Source organism: Mesotoga sp. UBA6090 (assembly GCF_002435945.1).
GTDB lineage: Bacteria > Thermotogota > Thermotogae > Petrotogales > Kosmotogaceae > Mesotoga.
This window is the reverse complement of the sequence record NZ_DIXC01000047.1, coordinates 1-16,788: the sequence shown is the minus strand read 5'-3', so window position 1 is coordinate 16,788 and position 16,788 is coordinate 1. Positions and strand designations below refer to the sequence as shown.

The window sequence follows — 16,788 nt, the reverse complement described above, 5'->3', positions numbered from 1 at the left end:
AGCAGTCTATGGGAGGGAGTGCTAAGTGTCGAAAAAACGAACAGGTGGCCCAGAACTGAATCCCAGGCAGATAAGGGTGCTCTACTGCGTTTCTAGAGAATACATTTCTTCTGGAAAACCTGTGAGTTCTAAACAGGTTCTGGAGCACTCTAATCTCAAGTTCAGTTCTGCAACAGTAAGAAATGATATGAGAAAACTTGAGTTTCTAGGATATATATACCAGCCCCATACCTCTGCGGGCCGTGTTCTGACGGACAAGGGGCTGAGGTTCTACCTTGATTCGGTAAGAACTATCACGGAAGACCTCCGGGAAAGTAATGTTGCGATCGCCATAAGGCAGACAAGCGTTGTTGGGGATGTGGAGCATCTCTTGCAGGGGATGACAAGGATACTTGCTCGTGCCGTGTCGGGATTTGTGGTGATAGAGAAGCCTAAGTTTGACAGCTTACTTGTTAACAGTGTAGCGATTTCAAAGATAACCGACGGCTACCTCAATGTGTCAATAGTCACCGATTTGGGAGTCAGTCTTAACACGACTGTTTTTGTAGGAACCAGCGATTTCGATATTGCCAGTTTTCAGAAGTACTTAAATATGGCCGTTGTAGGAAAGACAATCGGTGAGATAAGAAAAGGAATCAAGAATGTAGAGCTTAGATACGACCAGTGGCACGACAGAAGATTGCAGGATATCATACAGTTCTTACAGAGCATATTCGAGAAGGAAAACGAAGAGAAGTACTACAGGTACGGTCTTGAGTTCATAATTTCGAACGACCATCTCGATTCTTCAGATATCTCTGGGCTGGTAAGATCTGTGGAAAATCCGAAGAATCTTGAGTTGTTACTGAGTTCCTTTGGCGAATTCGATGATTACAGGGTCTTCATTGGCGATGAAGTGGGCAGGGATGAGCTCAAGAACTTCGCAGTATTTGCTTCCCCATACACAAGAAAAAATGAGAAGATAGGATATGTCTTCATTATTTCGCCAAAACTTACCTACTACGAGAAGATAAACGCGTACTTGAACTTTTCAATAAATAGATTATCAGAGGTTTTTTCGAATAGATAGGAGGAAAGCAATATGACGCAAGCCGAAAATGAAAAGAATCTTGAAGAAATTAAGAATGAAGTCGATGGGAGAAAAAGACCGGAAGAGAACGAGATACAGGAATCCGGAACTCATGAAGAATCGGAAATAGAAGAAATCAAGGAAGGCCAGCAAGAGAAGGATAAACAGGCAAATGGCGCTGTGGAGGAGTCTGAGATAGACGAGTCGGAGGTCTTGAAGAATGAGATAAAAGCTCTTAAGGAAGAAAACGCTAGACTTAGAGCGGAATTCATCAACTACAGAAATGCTCTGATTCGTGAGTCGGAAGAGAGTTCAAGGAGGCATAGGGAGAAGATGATTCTCAGGCTCATAGATATATACGATAATCTTGGGCGTGCCCTGGAAAACGCAGAAGATTCAAGCGAGGGACTCGTCTCGGGTATAAGATTGATTCACAAATCTATCGAGCGGCTCATGTTTGACGAAGGGCTGTCCCTTATTCTTCCCGAGATCGGTAAGCCTTTTGATCCCTTTTCCCATGAGGTTGAGGAGACCGTTTCTTCAAACGATGTTCCGGACATGGCCGTGTTTGGTGTTGTGGAAAGTGGATACAAACTGAATGGCAAGGTTCTCAAGCCTGCTAGAGTCGTTGTTGCCGTAAACAACTCTTCCAAGTTCGAATGAGAGCCTTCGGTGGTGATATAGATGGCTCAGTCAAGAAAAGATTATTATGAGATTCTCGGAGTCTCTCGAAACGCTTCCGATGAAGACATAAGAAAGGCCTACAGGAAACTGGTCAAGGAATGGCATCCAGACGCCTATAAGGGATCCAGCAAGAAGGATGCAGAATCGAAGTTTAAAGAAATCCAGGAGGCGTATGAGGTTCTCTCCGACAAGGAAAAGAGGGCAATGTTCGACCGTTTCGGATATGTCGGCGACCCCGCTTCCTTCAGTCGCGGTTCGGGAAGGACACCGGGAAATGCCGGAGGAAATTTTGACGAAGTCTTTGGAGATTTTCAGGATGTCTTCGACGTCTTTTTTGGAGGAAGCAGGTCCGGTGCCAGTAACAGATCGCAAGGACCGCGAGCAGTTAGGGGAGAGGATATTCACGCCTCGGTCGTTATTGAGCTGAGGGACGTAATCCTTGGAAAGAAAGTAGTTCTCGAGTACGACAGGAACAAGGTCTGTCAGAGCTGCGACGGAACGGGCGCAGAGGGTGGTACAAGTTATAGAACCTGTCCCACGTGTAACGGCAGCGGTTATGTAAAGGATGAGCATAGATCATTCTTTGGGATATTCAGCAACACCCATGCCTGCAACACCTGCAATGGTTCAGGGAGAATAATAGACAAGCGATGCGGTGTATGCGGTGGAAGAGGCTACGAGAAGGAGAGACACAAGGTCAGTGTAACGATTCCCGCGGGTGTTGAAAATGGCGCAACTTTGAGGATAGGCGGTCACGGAAATGCCGGACAGAATGGAGGCCCGTACGGCGATCTTTATGTCAGTGTAAGAGTCGAAATGCCGACTGAGTTCAGGCGTAGCGGGAATGACCTTTATGTCAGCAAAGAGATAGACTACGTTGAAGCTGCTCTGGGTACGACCACAGAGGTTCCGCTTCCTGAGGGAGGAACGGAGACTCTCAAAGTCCCGGCGGGGACAAGTCCCAACACGGTCTTCAGAATGAAGAATCTAGGCGTTCCCAGTGTATCTGGGGGTAGGCGCGGAGATCTCCTGGTAACTGTAAGAGTCAATATTGGCAAACCTTCAAGCAAGGAGAAGAAACTTCTCCAGCAAATTGCAAAGCTCAAGAATTCGAGGGTTGTAGAGTGAAGTGAGCAGGAAAACTTTTCTCGACTACTTTTTGATCACGGTTGGATCCGTACTGACCGCGATATCAATAGTGTCATTCATGATCCCTAACAACATTATTGCCGGCGGGGTTAGCGGACTGGCGATAATTGTTTTCAAGGTCTTCGGACTCTGGGTCGGTGCCCAGATGTTTGTGTACAACATTGTTCTCTTTCTTCTTGCCTTCGTGATTCTGGGAGTAGGTTTTGGAATAAAGTCAATATACTCTGCGGTGCTGATGTCCTTGACTGTCGATATCCTTCAGAGATCGAAATTCCCCGTTTTCGATGCCTCTACGACTCAAGACGGCTTTCTTCTGGTGGCAATCTACGGCGGTGTAATTGCAGGCGCGGGAATGGGGCTGGTTCTCTGGCGAGGGGCCTCGACAGGTGGTACAGATATCCTTGCCATGATATTTTCCAAGTATCTGAGCTTCAGCACGGGTACGGGTCTGCTGATCAGCGATTCATTAATAACTATGCTTGCGGTCGTTGTGTTCGGCCCAATAGCGGCTATGTACGGAATTATAACGATCTTCACCACTAGCAAGACAATAGACGGAATAATCGAGGGTGTGGGAAACACCAGGACGGCCTTTGTGATAAGCAAGGAAAGCGAATCGATCAAGAATCGAATCATAAAAGAAATGGAGCGCGGTACGACAATGCTGAAGGCTACCGGGGGTTTCTCCGGCGAGGAGAGGCCGGTACTTATGGTTTCGATAAGGCGAAGAGAGATCGGACAGTTGAGGCACATTGTGAAAGCTACAGATAAACGGGCCTTTGTGATAATTGTAAACAATTCTGAGGTCTTCGGTGAGGGCTTCAAGAATCTCACCTGAGGAGATGGTATGAAGTACATATGTTTCGATACTTCTTCAAGAACTCTACTTTTCTCTGCCAGTAACGGCAGGGCAGTTATTGATATCAGAGCGCATGAGATCGACAGATACGGCTCAATGTTGGCCGTAATTATAAAACAGTCCATAGAGAATTTGAAGATCGAGGCCTCGGAACTCGATTTTATCGGAGTTGGGGTCGGACCTGGTTCGTTAACGGGACTGAGGGTTGGAATCTCAACTGCAAAAGGAATGGCCTTCCCCTTTGATCTTCCCACCGTCCAGTTCAACTCTCTTGACATTCTTGCAAGGGCGATCGATAGCGAAAGATTCGCAGTCTTGAGACGCGGAAGAGAGGGGCACTACTACTGGAGAGAGTACAGAAAGGGAATTCCGTTTGGAGAGACGGGTTTCACAAGTTCCGCAGAACTTGTATCTCGAATCGATGCTTCAGAGATCGGGCTCTTCCTAGATGGCGAGATCGACCCCTTGTTCGACGACTTCAGAATTAGTAAAGTGGAGCGGTACGATCCCTCTGTAATGAGGGATATTGCGGTCGACAAATTCTCTGCAGGAGACACAACAAACTACTCCAGTCTGGCACCGATGTATCTTCAGAAGTCAATAGCCGAGATAAACTGGGAGAAGAAGAAGTCCGAAGGAGAGCGTTAATCTTTTCTCAAAAGAATCAGCGGAACAAGCATTTCCTCAGGAGTCAGTCCCCCGTGTCTCCCTTTGAGAGAGTGTTCCTGCCCGGTGTATTTGAAACACAACGAATAATCGCCCTTAGAGACAGTGATTAGCTCGCCTCTTCTCTTTCTGAAAGTATTAGTCAGAGGTTTTCCAAAGAGCTTTATCTCATCCATTTCCGATGGTTCAATAATCTCTACATAATCCCCAAACTCCTCTTCCATTTTCTTCCTGGTCTTTTCTCTGTCGAGGGAATAGATGTAAGACATCCGTTGCTCGCCTCCGGGCATCGAGTACATCTGCTCAAAGACAGGATCGAATTTTGACCACCAGATCTCGTGTTCCCAGGGGGTCTCAATCTGACCGTGATCGGCCGTGATTAAGAACGCTGTTTCGTGTTGTGCCCTGTCTTCGAAAAACCTTTCAATTGTGGAGAACAGTAGTGCGGTCTCCGAAATATACGACAGAGAGTTCGGTCCGTATCTGTGGCCGTACGTGTCGATAAGTCCCCAGTAGACAATGGTCAGGTTTGAGCGTTCTTCAGATGAAAGAATTGCATCTAGCTCTTCAAACATATCGCCGAGGCCGTGGACGCCCCGAGCTATACCTCCGCGCGAATGCATCCTCGTCAAGCCGGTGTTCACGAAGCTCTTCGATGTAAGGTGGTATCCTCTTACGCCCGCTTCTTTGAGAGATTCGAAGACGGTGGGTCTCTGATTGAACTTAAGAGGATCGAAACCCAGTCTGGTGAGATTGTCTCTGTCCTGAGTGTAAGGAGTCAATTCGATCATATTCACAAGTCCGCCGTACTCCGGCATGTTTTGCAGGTAACCCAGTATTCCGTGTTCTCCCGGTACCGATGCGGTGAATATCGAGGTGAGGGCGCTCGAAGTGGTCGAAGGAAAGACGGATGTCAGCATTCTTACGTCCTCTCTGTTGAAATACTTGAAGCTGTTGCTTTCAAGCACTTTCGAGAGATTGTAGTAACCGACTGCATCTACTATGAACACGACAAGCTTTTCTATTCCTTCAAGATTCAGCCCGTTCTCAGTGAAAGAGTATCCTTTCACCCCGGAGTTCACCTCAGCTCCAAAGTGTTTTAGAATGGCTGCCGATAGGTTCACAATAGAAGTACTGTCGTATCCTGGATAGATGGACTCCACTGGAAACTCCTTCCACTCTTCGGACACCAAAGCAAGGCAAGACTCCGTGAAGAGATGCCTGTTTCCGAAAGTCAATATTCGCTTGGGTTCATAATCACTTCTACAATTATATACGATCGCTGCCTCGGCTTTCTTACAGACAAACGCAGAACCAGCACTTGTCTTCGAGACGGCTCTTGTCAAAATAGCCCGGTTCAGGCCTTACAGCCGGAGCGGGCTCGGAATTCGTTCTTGTTGATTCACAATTCAAAACATTCCAGTATGGAAGAACATGTCGAGTGAAAGCTACTCTTTCACTCCTCCCTGTGTCAGCCCTCCAACGATGTAATCCTGTAACACCAGGAAGAAGATTACCATGGGAACTGCCCCGATGAGAGCTGCAGCCGTGAATGGGCCCCAGCTTGTCTCGAATCTTCCCGAAAACTGCCAGAGTCCAACCGCGTAAGTCCATTTGTTCATATCCTGAAGGAGTATCCTGGCAATCAGATACTCGTTAAAGATGTTCATAAATGTAAGAATAGCCACAACAGCCAGAATCGGTCTGGCTAGCGGCAAAATCACCTTTGAAAAGGCCTGGAATTTTGTGGCTCCGTCTATCATTGCGGCCTCTTCGAGCGAGTTTGATATTGTGTCATAGTATCCCTTGATCAGCCAGATGTTGAAGGCTATCCCGCCGGAATAAGCGAAAATTAGTCCACCGAGTGTGTTAAGCCCCAGGAAGGGGATCACGCTCCCCATGAATTGAAGCAATGCGTAGAGTGCAACCATGAACATTATCGTCGGGAACATCTGGATCAACAGCAGACCAAGGAGTCCTTGCTTTCTTCCCCGGAATCTCATCCTGCTAAACGGGTAGGCTGCAAGAGAGGCAACCGCAACGCTGATAAGCGACACGGACAGAGCAACGATTACCGAATTCAACAGCCATCTGACGAAATAGAAGTAGGTGCTCTCCTTCTGAGCCCAGATTTGATTGGTCCTGAAAAGGGCTTTGTCTATCTCTCTCAAATCTTGAGAGTATGACGATGAATAAGAGGCGGGTTTTTCGATCAGATCGGATATGAGTCTGGAGGCACGTTGGTATTTGGCGTTGACTTGTTGAAAGAGGGAATTGTAAGTCTCCTGCATCTTTCCGAAGTCTTCCAGTGTCACTGAAGTTCCGAGAAATCTAAGATCTATGTAGTTGTTCACCTTCAAAGCGAGTTCATCTTTCATCGACCTCATGCTTGTAATCAGCTGATTCAACAGGACCGTTCCTTCTTTTGCTTCTGTGTTCGCCCTGGTGAAATCGTCGTACCAGGTTAGCGCTCTGTAGCGGCTTGAGGATCTTATTTTGAAATAGTTATTCAAAACGTCTGTAAGCCTTAAAACATAGTCTCTGGCCTCATCCACTGAGTTGATCTCCTCTTCGACAGACAGCATGGCCGTTCTTATGTTTACCGCTTCCAGAGCCTTTGCGTATTCATCCTCCGCTCTGTCTGCCTCTTCCTGAAGTGAGGAGATCTTCTTGTTTAGAAGCTCGCTTTCCTCTTTCAAAGATTCCAACTCCGTCCTGAGTTCTATTGTGTTTTCTGAGACTTCAACGTATTCAGAGGCACTGATCTCCAGAACCGGCAAGATGCGTGAAAGATTAGATAGAACAGTATTAATTACGTCCGCTCCGTTCGAGACTTCAGAATTTCCCGAGGCGCCCAAAAGCGCCTCTCTGTTGTCTGAGAACCAGGCCATCTCTCCTGACAGCTCGGAAAGAGCGGCCGACAGCTCTTTGACGTTCTCCATCTGTGATTGCTGTCCTTGAACAATGTCGATAGTCTCTCTTGCCGAAATGATCCCATTCAGTGAATTCATGAGTTTGGCTTCCGTGACGGCTGTTCGGTTTTCGATACCCTTCGAGATAACGACTTGCAGTGGAAGAATCAAGGCAGACAGCTTTCTGGTCTCCGATACCAGTGTGGGCATGGCAATCTGCAGTGAGTCTTCCAGCTCTGCCAATGCCGATTCTGAGACGGCAAGAGACTTTCTGGTCGACTCTATTGTGCTCTCGACAACCGACAGCTTTTCGGTTGCCTCGATATATTCATAGTATTCCGCGCCGAAAGCTTCTCCTGCAAGAGAGTACAACTCCTCAGAGACGCTTTCAGCAGCCGCTGCTGCAGCTTCCCAAGCTTCACCAGCCGATTTGAAGGAATCGTAGAGACTGGTTCTTACTCGATTCAGTTCAGCGGCCCGGTCTTCTGGCATCGATGATTCAGCGTCCCTGAGATATCTGTTTATTACTCTTAGCCATTCTACCTTTCTCCATTCAGAGTAGTCTATTTCGGACAGAGATATGTAGTTCTGAATCGACTCCAGAGAATTGATTACTTCGTCCTTATTCTCAAACTCGAGAGTCTCGATTGCGCTTAATGTCTCGTCTCTGTGAATGAAGACTTCTTCATAGAGTCTCCTGTATCTTTCAAGAGAATCGGAGATTGGGGCAGCTCGTTCACCAAGCAAATCCAGGTAGAATTGATAGCCCTTCTCCAGCGAAGGTGATGTCGTTTGAAGGATTTCACCGATAGCATATGCGGTTTTTACTTCACTGACTTCGCCGATCTCTTTCAGCCTTTCTTCGAAAAGGTTTTTGTCTTTGAGTCTCAGTTCGTTCATTTCCTTAATGATCAGGCTATCTTTGTCTTTCAGATCATTCTCTATAGAGGTCGTGCCCCCTTCGACGGCTGCAACCATGACTTCGCTCTCAACCATGAGTGAGTCGAATTTGGCAAGATACCTCTCCACAGTTTTCTTCAGATCCTCCTGACTTCTTTCTCTGTAATCTCCGGTTGCGTATGTAGCGCTTTGCAGATCGAGAATGAGCCTCCCTACACTTCTCTCGGGAAAGAGTAGATTTCGGTAATGCTGTAAAGTCACCCTGTTGGAGAAGAGGTTCGATGAGAATGCAGCCTGATCTCTCCTGATCGATGTGCTTACGAGCCAGACCATTGGGAAGAGGACTACAACGACGATGACAATTAGAACTATGTGTCTGAGCCAGTACTTCCTTTTCTCAACGGCCATTATCTGCTCACCTCTTCAAAGGAACCGGATAGTTTGAAGTTTATCCAGCTGAAGCCTGCGACGATTATGAATATGATTATTGAGATAGCGCTTGCAAAGCCGAAATCCTGACCTCTCCCTTCAAAGGCCAGCTTGAATGTATATGAGATCAGAATATCTGTTGCACCCGCCGGTGTCGAAGCTCCCACAATGGCCGGACCACCCTGCGTAACAAGATAGATTCCAGTGAAATTGTTGAAGTTGAAGGCGAAGCTGCCAACAAGCAAAGGAGCAATGGTGACCATAAGCAGGGGAAAGGTGATCTTTCTGAATCTCTGGAATTTCGTTGCACCATCTATTGATGAGGCCTCGTAAAACTCTTCAGGAATGCTCTGCAAAGCGCCCAGGCTTACCGTCATCATGTATGGGAAGCCCAACCATGTATTGACAATCAAGACCGAAACCTTTGCCCAAAAGGCATCGTTCAACCACTTTATGGGCTCCATTCCGAAGAGTCCCTGGACTATGAACCTGTTCAGAACCCCATAGGTTTCGTTGAAGAAGCCATTTCTCCATACTAGCGCAGAAATGAATGCAGGAACGGCCCAGGGGATAATCAACAGTGTTCTGTATATCTTCTTTCCCTTAAGTCTCTGATCATTCAGCGTGATTGCCAGCGCCAGGCCAATCACGAATGAGAAGAGAACGCTGAGTCCTGCCCAGGTAAAAGTCCAGCCAAAAACCTGAAAGAACGGTCCCCTAATTTTCGGATCCTGGAACATCCTGACGAAATTCCAGAAACCGACATCCGATATGTAACCCTCAACTATGAATTCGTTGCCATTTGCATCTATATCATAGAAAAAGCCGCCTTCTTCTAGCAGGGTCCTCCCCGACTGCCTATTATAGACAACGGTCTCCTGAACGGCTCGTCCGGCCGAAAAGGTCGTTTCGGCCCTCAAAGCATATTTCCTTTCCGTTGTTGCAAAGGTAGTGTAGAGAGAGTTCGGGAACAGCCTGACCTGATTCCCTTCACTGTTTGTGAACTCTGCATTTCGCAGCCAGATTCCTCTTATTTCACTGAAATAGAATGATGCGTTTGGCCTCGTAGAACTGTCCTGCGGAGAATAGAAGTATATGAAGCGCTCACCCGAGTCCGCACGGATTGTGAGGATCCTGTCATCAGGAGATCTCGATAGAGTGTAGTTAACACTCCCAATCGAAAAGCTGTCCCCGCTTACCTCAAACATTTTGGCCGTCGCATGCGTTATGTTGCCCTCGGCGTCTCTGCTGATTGCCTGTGGTCGTGGAGCGGCAAATAAGCTCCCGTTATTCCTGGAAGTAAGCAGAGTAATGAATCTGTCTGTGGGGTTGTAGTTGTCGAGCTCGATATAAATAGAGAACTCGAATTCTTCAGGGCTCTCAGGGATGTAGAAGTAATCGCTGAGAAGTTTCTGAATCGACTGCTGTCTGGTGAAGAGATGCCCGGTTCCGTAATTAGTGAAGGCAGTTCTGAATGTGTAATACATCGGATATAGGGTGAGAATGAAAAGCAGGATCATAGCGGGAATCATGTATCTGTACGGATAGCCTTTTGGATTCAAAGCGATTATGTCGATGAGCAAGGTCAAGACGACCATCGTGACCATAAGACCGAAATTTCCATCGGCGTACAGCAGATATATGCTCCACAAGGAAAAGGCATTGAATACTGCGAGAATAGCCAGAGAAAAGAGAAAGATTACAAATCGCCTTCCACTCAAGGTAATCCCTCCAGGCAGTTAAACCAGAGCGCGGGAATCTCCCGCGCTCAGTCTAACCAAGTTTAGAGATGTGAATAATACAAAAGGGATACTAGTTTCCTATAGAGGTCTTTATCTTCTCAACTGCCGAATTGAAAGCGTTCTCTACCGTATCTTGGCCATTGATGATAAGGCCAAGTGCGTCACCCATAGCGCCCCATACACTTGCCATTTCAGGTACGTTAGGCATTGGAGTTCCTACGGAAGCACTCTTAGAGAACTGCAGAACGTCATACAGCTCTGGACCTGCGTCGGCTTCAATGAAGGAGAAAACGTCTGCCCTTGCCGTTCCCCTTCTTTCCCCGAGGAACATGCCGTACTGACCGTCGAAGCTGCCGATGTAGTTTACAACGAACTCAGTGGCCTCAAGTTTGCTTGGAGACTTGGAGTTTATCATGAAGCCCTGTACTCCGACGAATGGTCTCGGAGTTGTTCCGTCGTCGAATGTGATTTCGCTGAAAGGAAGAATCGCGTAGTCGATACCTGTATCACGGTAACTTGGGGTTGCCCATATACCGTTAATGATGAATGCGGCCAGTCCGTCTTTGAACAGAGAGTCCATAAGGTTGTAGTTTGGACCTCCTGGAATTAGACCTTTGTCGAACCAAGATTTGATGAGATTTCCGCCTGCAATCGCGCCTTCGTTGTTCAAACCTATGTCGGTTACATCAAGCCCCTCAGCGGTTTCCTTGAAGATGTAGCCGCCTCTTCCCAGTATGAAAGGAGCAGAGTGATAGAAATCCCCAACGGCGTAGATCAGGCCGACAACTTCGTCATCTGAAACTTCGAAAGCCAGTTCTTCAAGCTCTGAGATTGTTTTCGGAGCTTTGAATACGAGATCCTTGTTGTAGATGATTGCAATCGCTTCAATAGTGTAGGGGACACCGTAGAGGTTTCCACCGTAACTGAAGGCATCTAGAGCAACATCGTAGTACTGATCTGCCTCGGGAAGAAATGGAATCGGTTCGATAAGGCCGTTGATTGCAAGTTCTCCGACCCAGTCGTGTGCACCGACAATAATATCGGGGCCCTCTCCGGCAGGAGCCGCTGTGAGGAACTTAGACTTTATGTCTCCAAAATTCACCTGCTGTATCTCCACCTGAATGCCATAGTCGCTTTCGAAATCAGCGGCAAGCTTCTCAAGTGCCGGGATCTGATTTTCCGAGGACCAAATCACCAATTTCGCGCTTGCAAACGATAACATCACAATTAGCAAAACAAGAACAGCTGTAAGCTTTCTCATCTTTAGAACCCTCCTTTAGTAGAGTAGGGGTACTCCCTGAATAAATTGTATCAGAAAGTTCCGTTTTATTTAAGCTGTGTTACTACTGCTAAGAAATAAAAAAACGCCCTCATTCTCCGTGAAGGCGTCCATTCCTCGATAGTGATCCGCTACTGACTCTAAAGGTGCGTTAGTTCAGGTAAACATTGTTAATACTACGAATCAAACCGGATATACTGTGATTCCCTCTTTGAAGTCTTTTGCAACGTCAAAGTCGATTCTTAATGAGTTCTGGTATCTTTGAGCAAGAAACCTCTTTCCAACCTCGCCGAGAAGAAGGTAGATCAGAAGGTCTTCATCGCTTTGTGCCAAAAGACCTAACTCGCTCCTGCCCCTTTCCACTTCGGGATCGAGAGTATCGCCAGGTCTGTGCGAAATCGACTCTTCGACTCCCATGACACGGGATTTCAATGATTTCTCAATTTCTGCGGGCGGAGAGCCATAAAAGCCTTTTATATACCTCTCGACTTCTTTCGTGATCGTTTTGTATCTCTCTTTGTTCATCACATTCAAGACGGCCTGAACACCTACTATCTGAGACGTTGGAGTCACTAGTGGGGGGTATCCGAGATCGGCGCGGACTCTTGGTACCTCTTCAAGAACCTCTTCGAATTTGTCGCTCATATTCTGTGATTTGAGTTGATTGATCAGATTGGAGTACATTCCTCCGGGGATCTGATTCTCCAAGACCGAGGTGTTTATCGTAAAGCCGGCATCGGTGCCGCTGTGGTTTCTCCTAACATCGGCAAAGTAGTCGTTTATCTCTTTCAGGAGCGGATAATCGGGCCGGTCTGCAAGTCCGATATCATGTAGAACTGTCCAGATGCTTTCTACACCGGGCTGTGAAGTCCCAAATCCCATTGACGAGGTCGCCGTATCGAGTATATCTGCTCCGGCCTCTGCACTCTTTAGGTAAGTCATGCCTGCGATTCCCGTAGTGAAATGAGAATGCACTTCCAGCGGGATCGAATGTCTCTTCTTAATCTCGTTCACAAGCGTGGTTGCCGTTCCAGGCTTAAGGAGGCCGGCCATGTCCTTTATGCAAAGGGAGTCTGCCCCAAGTTCCAAAGCTTTATCGGAAATCTCGACGAAGTAGTCGACATTGTGAACTGGGCTGGTTGTATATGACATTGCAACCTGGAGATGCATTCCACTTGCCTTAACTGCTTTTGCGGATTTTTCGAGATTTCTGAAGTCGTTGAGGGCGTCGAAGATTCTTACGACATCTATACCGTGTTTTGACATGGTCTTCACGAAAAGCTCCACAACATCGTCTGCGTAGTTCCTGTAACCCAGTAGATTCTGCCCTCTGAGAAGCATTTGAAGCTTAGTCTTCTTGAATCTCTCCTTAAGGACATCGAGTCGTTCCCAGGGATCTTCATCAAGGTATCTCACGCAGGAGTCGAAGGTGGCTCCACCCCAGACTTCAACGGCATGGTAACCCACTTGATCGACAAGAGGGGCAATCTTCGCTAATTCGTTAGTTGTGACCCTTGTAGCCAGAAGTGACTGGTGAGCGTCCCTCATCGTAGTATCAACGAAACAGACTTTTCTCAATTTAGTGCCTCCTCTCTGTGTACAATACAATGATAGAGGAGTGATGTTATGCGATCAAATAAAAGAGATTACGAATTCGACATAATTGTCATAGGTGCCGGCCATGCAGGAATTGAAGCCGCTCTTGTCAGTGCCAGGATGGGTATGAGAACACTTGTTCTAAATATCAACCTTGATACGGTTGGGTGGACTCCATGCAATCCGGCAATGGGAGGTCCGGCGAAAGGGGTCGTTGTTAGAGAGGTTGACGTTCTTGGCGGAGAGATGGCAAAGTCGACCGATCGGGCATCGCTCAACATTCGTGTCCTTAACACCAGCAAAGGAGCCGCCGTCAGGGCGTTGAGAGCACAGGTAGACAAGAACAGATACAGTCAGATTATGAAAAGAGCCCTCGAAATGCAGGACAATCTCCAGTTGCAGAGTGGAATCGTGAAGGCTATTGAAACCGAGAAGGGTTGTGTTAAGGGCATAGTGACTCACTTCGGTCTCAGATATTCTGCACGGTCTGTGATAGTCTCTTCCGGTACATTTTTGGGGGGGAAGATATTCATTGGGCCGCATGAGTTCCCAGCCGGCCGGCTGGGTGAGTTCCCGGCTACAGAACTGACGGGCTCTCTTAAATCGATCGGATTCGAAGTGAGACGTTTCAAAACCGGTACTCCCGCAAGAATCGCGGGCAGGTCCATCGATTTCAACAGGATGGAACGTCAAGGAACAGCCCAGAGTCCGCTGGCCTTCTCATATTTCTCCGAGCCATTCGTGCTTGCAGACGACCACCCATGCTGGCTCACCAGGACAAATGAAAGGACTCATGACATCATCAGGAGAGATCTTCACTTCTCCCCCCTTTATGGAGATGTGAAACTTATCGATTCCAGAGGGCCGCGATACTGTCCCTCAATAGAGGACAAAGTGATCAAATTCTCTTCTAAAGAAAGCCACCAGCTTTTTGTTGAACCTGAGAGCGCCCTGAGTGACGAATACTATTTGAACGGCCTTTCTACAAGCCTTCCCTATGAAACTCAGCTGGAGATGATAAGGACGATCCCGGGACTTGAGAGAGCCGAGATAGTCAGGCCCGCCTATGCAGTGGAGTACGATTACATAGATCCGACTCAGCTCTTTTCCACACTTGAGAGCAAACGGGTCGAGAATCTTTATTTCGCCGGTCAGGTGAATGGTACGAGCGGCTATGAAGAGGCGGCAGGACAGGGACTGATAGCAGGCATGAATGCATCTGCGAAATTGATGGGGGAGGAGCAGCTCGTTCTCGGCCGCTCAGAAGCTTATATAGGAGTCATGATCGACGACCTTGTAACCAAAGGAGTCGATGAACCTTATAGACTGCTGACATCCAGGGCGGAATATAGATTGCTTCTAAGGCATGATAACGCTCACATAAGGCTCTCGGAGTATGGTTGGAGATATGGCCTGATTCCCGAGTGGTTTAGAGAAAAAGTGGTCAGATCGACACTGGAGATAAAGGCGCAGCTTGCCAGGCTTGACAAGACGACGGTTAGGCCGTCCGAAGGTCTGAATCAACTGCTGCTGAGCAAGGGAAGCACAAGACTAGATTCCGCCACAAAGCTTTCAGCATTGATGAAGAGGGCCGGTGTCTGTTACAGAGATATCTCGGCATATGATCCCGAACCGATTCTCGATGATGATGTGATCGAACAGGTGGAGATAGAGATCAAATACCGCGGTTATGTAGAAAGGCTTAAGGAGGAGGTCCGGAGACTTGAGGAAATTGATGAGGATCTGATTCCCACAGATCTTGATTATGATGGAGTTTCCAATCTTTCAACCGAAGGAAGAGAGAAACTGAAGAAAACCAAACCAGCTTCTATAGGTCAGGCAACGAGGATCCCGGGCTTAACACCCTCCGACATAATGAATCTTTCATTTCACATTAAACGCAAGAAAAAATCGTAAGATCAGAACCAAGTTCGAATCTTATCCCGATAGTAAGGTCTGCAGTATTTTCTCCAGATCTCTATGTTCAATCGCCTTTCCGTCTTTCAAAAGATAAAATGCAGCTTTTATCACAAGAACTCGAGGATACTTCACAGTCATTTCCTGAACCGGATCTGCAGATATCCGAAGACCCACAGAGCTGTTGTTTAGCATTGGACCATCTCCTGAACCTCTTGACACAAGCCATGAGGAATATTATAATCAATTCTGTGCCTGGGCTCGTAGCTCAGTTTGGTTAGAGCTTCCGGCTCATAACCGGGCGGTCGGTGGTTCGACTCCACCCGAGCCCACCAGACATGGCGGCTAAATGCCGCCTTTTTCTGTACTAATTCTAGCAGCTTTGCTGCTATTCTTCAAGATAGTTTGCTTAAAGTTAACATATAAGTGACTAATCACAAATAAAGATTAAGAATTATTTATTTAGAATACAGGCTTTAGTTCCGAAGACTTTTTTATCAAAGTCTGTAAACCAACCTCCCGTCAACAAAGGTCATTTCTGCAGGAGTATCTTGGGTTGTCTTCAGTAAATCGACGTTGATCACAAATAGGTCCGCCCGATCCCCATAGTTGAGTGAAAATGACTCGGCACTATTTGCGAGAATGTGTCCATTCGAACTGTACAACTCGATGCTATCTCTTCTTGAGAAAAACCTGTCGGCCGACGTGAGATTGCGAATCACCGAAGTACTCTCAACAGGGGAGTCGGTTGATATTGCTAGTGGCACTCCCATGTCTCTCATCTTTCGAAATGGGTAGGCGTCTTTCATGCGGGCCGGACCGAATCTCTCCGGCGCGATGATTTTGTCGGAATCAACAAATATCGGCTGAATCGAGGCGGTTAGCCTTTGATCTGTCATCCGCTTTATTTGTTCTTCAGAGGCAATCTGGACGTGAATCAATCTGTGCTTAAGCGACTCGCTTGCCGAACCTTCGAAGGCTTTCAACGCCTCTTCAAGCGCCCGATCTCCTATCACATGGACACAAACCTGGATTCCCTCTCTGTCTGCTCTCGTAACAATTGGTTTCAAGTCTTCGGCGGTCATGTATAGAACTCCCCTTTCGGCAGGGGAGTCGTGGTAAGGTTTTATCATTGCGGCTGTTCGCGCCCCTAGTGAGCCGTCAAGATACAGTTTTGAGGCCCTAAGATTGAAAAAAGGGGTTTCGAATTGCTGTCCAAGCTTGATCAAGTCAAGTTGTTCTTCTTTTGAGACACAGAACTTTTCGTAAATCCTCATATTAGTCGTACTGGACAGGCTTTGCATCAGCAGTTCGTAATCGATTCCGTGATAATCATCGCTGTGAACGGTTGTAACTCCGTACTTGAGGAAGGCTTGCGTTCCTGCGTGAATCGCTTCTTCTACTTCTCTTGGCAAAAGCTTGATCATGCGATCAAGTTCTTCAAGGGCTCGCTCCTTCAGGAGTCCGAGGTCGATATCGGATCCATCCAGTCCGTGAAGCTCTTCAAGACTGAAGAGCTTGATCAAAGGCGAATTTACGGTGGCGATATGACCGCACCTTCTAGTCAGTATCACGGGTCTCGATGT

The 16,788-nt window shown here is 47.3% G+C and carries 13 protein-coding genes and 1 tRNA gene; 7 read left to right on the top strand and 7 right to left on the bottom strand.

Annotation, left to right across the window (positions count from 1 at the left end; genetic code table 11):
• Window positions 1–25 precede the first annotated feature (25 nt).
• Genes hrcA through tsaB form a run of 5 tightly spaced genes read left to right on the top strand, consistent with a single transcriptional unit; the run spans window position 26 to window position 4,409 of the window.
• Entirely contained in the window at window positions 26–1,069 is a 1,044-nt protein-coding gene (gene hrcA, locus B3K42_RS07205) for a heat-inducible transcriptional repressor HrcA (RefSeq protein ID WP_292597940.1), read from the top strand.
• Between the two features lie 12 nt (window positions 1,070–1,081).
• Complete coding sequence (locus B3K42_RS07200; RefSeq protein WP_292597937.1) at window positions 1,082–1,732, top strand: nucleotide exchange factor GrpE; 651 nt, start codon at window positions 1,082–1,084, stop codon at window positions 1,730–1,732.
• Between the two features lie 21 nt (window positions 1,733–1,753).
• Window positions 1,754–2,881: a molecular chaperone DnaJ gene (gene dnaJ / locus B3K42_RS07195; RefSeq protein ID WP_292597934.1), complete on the top strand. Its 1,128-nt coding sequence runs from the start codon at window positions 1,754–1,756 to the stop codon at window positions 2,879–2,881.
• Between the two features lies 1 nt (window position 2,882).
• On the top strand, window positions 2,883–3,740 hold the full coding sequence (locus B3K42_RS07190) for a YitT family protein (protein ID WP_292597932.1): 858 nt from the start codon (window positions 2,883–2,885) through the stop codon (window positions 3,738–3,740).
• 9 nt (window positions 3,741–3,749) lie between these two features.
• Window positions 3,750–4,409 carry a tRNA (adenosine(37)-N6)-threonylcarbamoyltransferase complex dimerization subunit type 1 TsaB gene (gene tsaB, locus B3K42_RS07185; RefSeq protein ID WP_110990591.1) on the top strand — a complete coding sequence of 220 codons (660 nt, stop codon included), beginning with the start codon at window positions 3,750–3,752 and terminating at the stop codon, window positions 4,407–4,409.
• Here tsaB and B3K42_RS07180 read toward each other — a convergent pair.
• The 5 genes from B3K42_RS07180 to B3K42_RS07160 all read right to left on the bottom strand — a co-directional run bounded on the left by B3K42_RS07180 (window position 4,406) and on the right by B3K42_RS07160 (window position 13,267).
• Window positions 4,406–5,590 (bottom strand): alkaline phosphatase family protein, encoded by a 1,185-nt coding sequence (locus B3K42_RS07180; RefSeq protein WP_292597929.1) that lies wholly within the window; start codon window positions 5,588–5,590, stop codon window positions 4,406–4,408. The two genes, tsaB and B3K42_RS07180, sit on opposite strands and share 4 nt — an antisense overlap.
• A gap of 285 nt (window positions 5,591–5,875) precedes the next feature.
• Window positions 5,876–8,647 (bottom strand): ABC transporter permease subunit, encoded by a 2,772-nt coding sequence (locus B3K42_RS07175; RefSeq protein WP_292597926.1) that lies wholly within the window; start codon window positions 8,645–8,647, stop codon window positions 5,876–5,878.
• Window positions 8,647–10,389, bottom strand: a complete 1,743-nt coding sequence (locus B3K42_RS07170) for an ABC transporter permease subunit (RefSeq protein WP_292597923.1) — start codon at window positions 10,387–10,389, stop codon at window positions 8,647–8,649. Before B3K42_RS07170 ends, B3K42_RS07175 begins: the two co-directional genes overlap by 1 nt.
• A 91-nt stretch (window positions 10,390–10,480) precedes the next feature.
• Entirely contained in the window at window positions 10,481–11,671 is a 1,191-nt protein-coding gene (locus B3K42_RS07165; RefSeq protein WP_292597920.1) for a sugar ABC transporter substrate-binding protein, read from the bottom strand.
• A 201-nt stretch (window positions 11,672–11,872) separates the two neighbouring features.
• Entirely contained in the window at window positions 11,873–13,267 is a 1,395-nt protein-coding gene (locus tag B3K42_RS07160; RefSeq protein WP_292597917.1) for a pyruvate carboxylase subunit B, read from the bottom strand.
• Between the two features lie 48 nt (window positions 13,268–13,315).
• Here B3K42_RS07160 and mnmG point away from each other — a divergent pair, with 48 nt between their 5' ends.
• Window positions 13,316–15,202: a tRNA uridine-5-carboxymethylaminomethyl(34) synthesis enzyme MnmG gene (gene mnmG, locus B3K42_RS07155; protein ID WP_292597914.1), complete on the top strand. Its 1,887-nt coding sequence runs from the start codon at window positions 13,316–13,318 to the stop codon at window positions 15,200–15,202.
• A 21-nt stretch (window positions 15,203–15,223) separates the two neighbouring features.
• Here the strand turns inward: mnmG and B3K42_RS07150 are convergent, their stop codons facing one another.
• Complete coding sequence (locus tag B3K42_RS07150; RefSeq protein ID WP_181419083.1) at window positions 15,224–15,397, bottom strand: hypothetical protein; 174 nt, start codon at window positions 15,395–15,397, stop codon at window positions 15,224–15,226.
• 62 nt (window positions 15,398–15,459) lie between these two features.
• Here B3K42_RS07150 and B3K42_RS07145 point away from each other — a divergent pair.
• Window positions 15,460–15,537, top strand: a tRNA-Ile gene (locus tag B3K42_RS07145).
• 162 nt (window positions 15,538–15,699) lie between these two features.
• On the opposite strand, the gene B3K42_RS07140 is transcribed toward B3K42_RS07145, so the two are convergent.
• The coding region (locus B3K42_RS07140) for an amidohydrolase (RefSeq protein WP_292597911.1) at window positions 15,700–16,788 on the bottom strand (1,089 nt) is incomplete at its 5' end.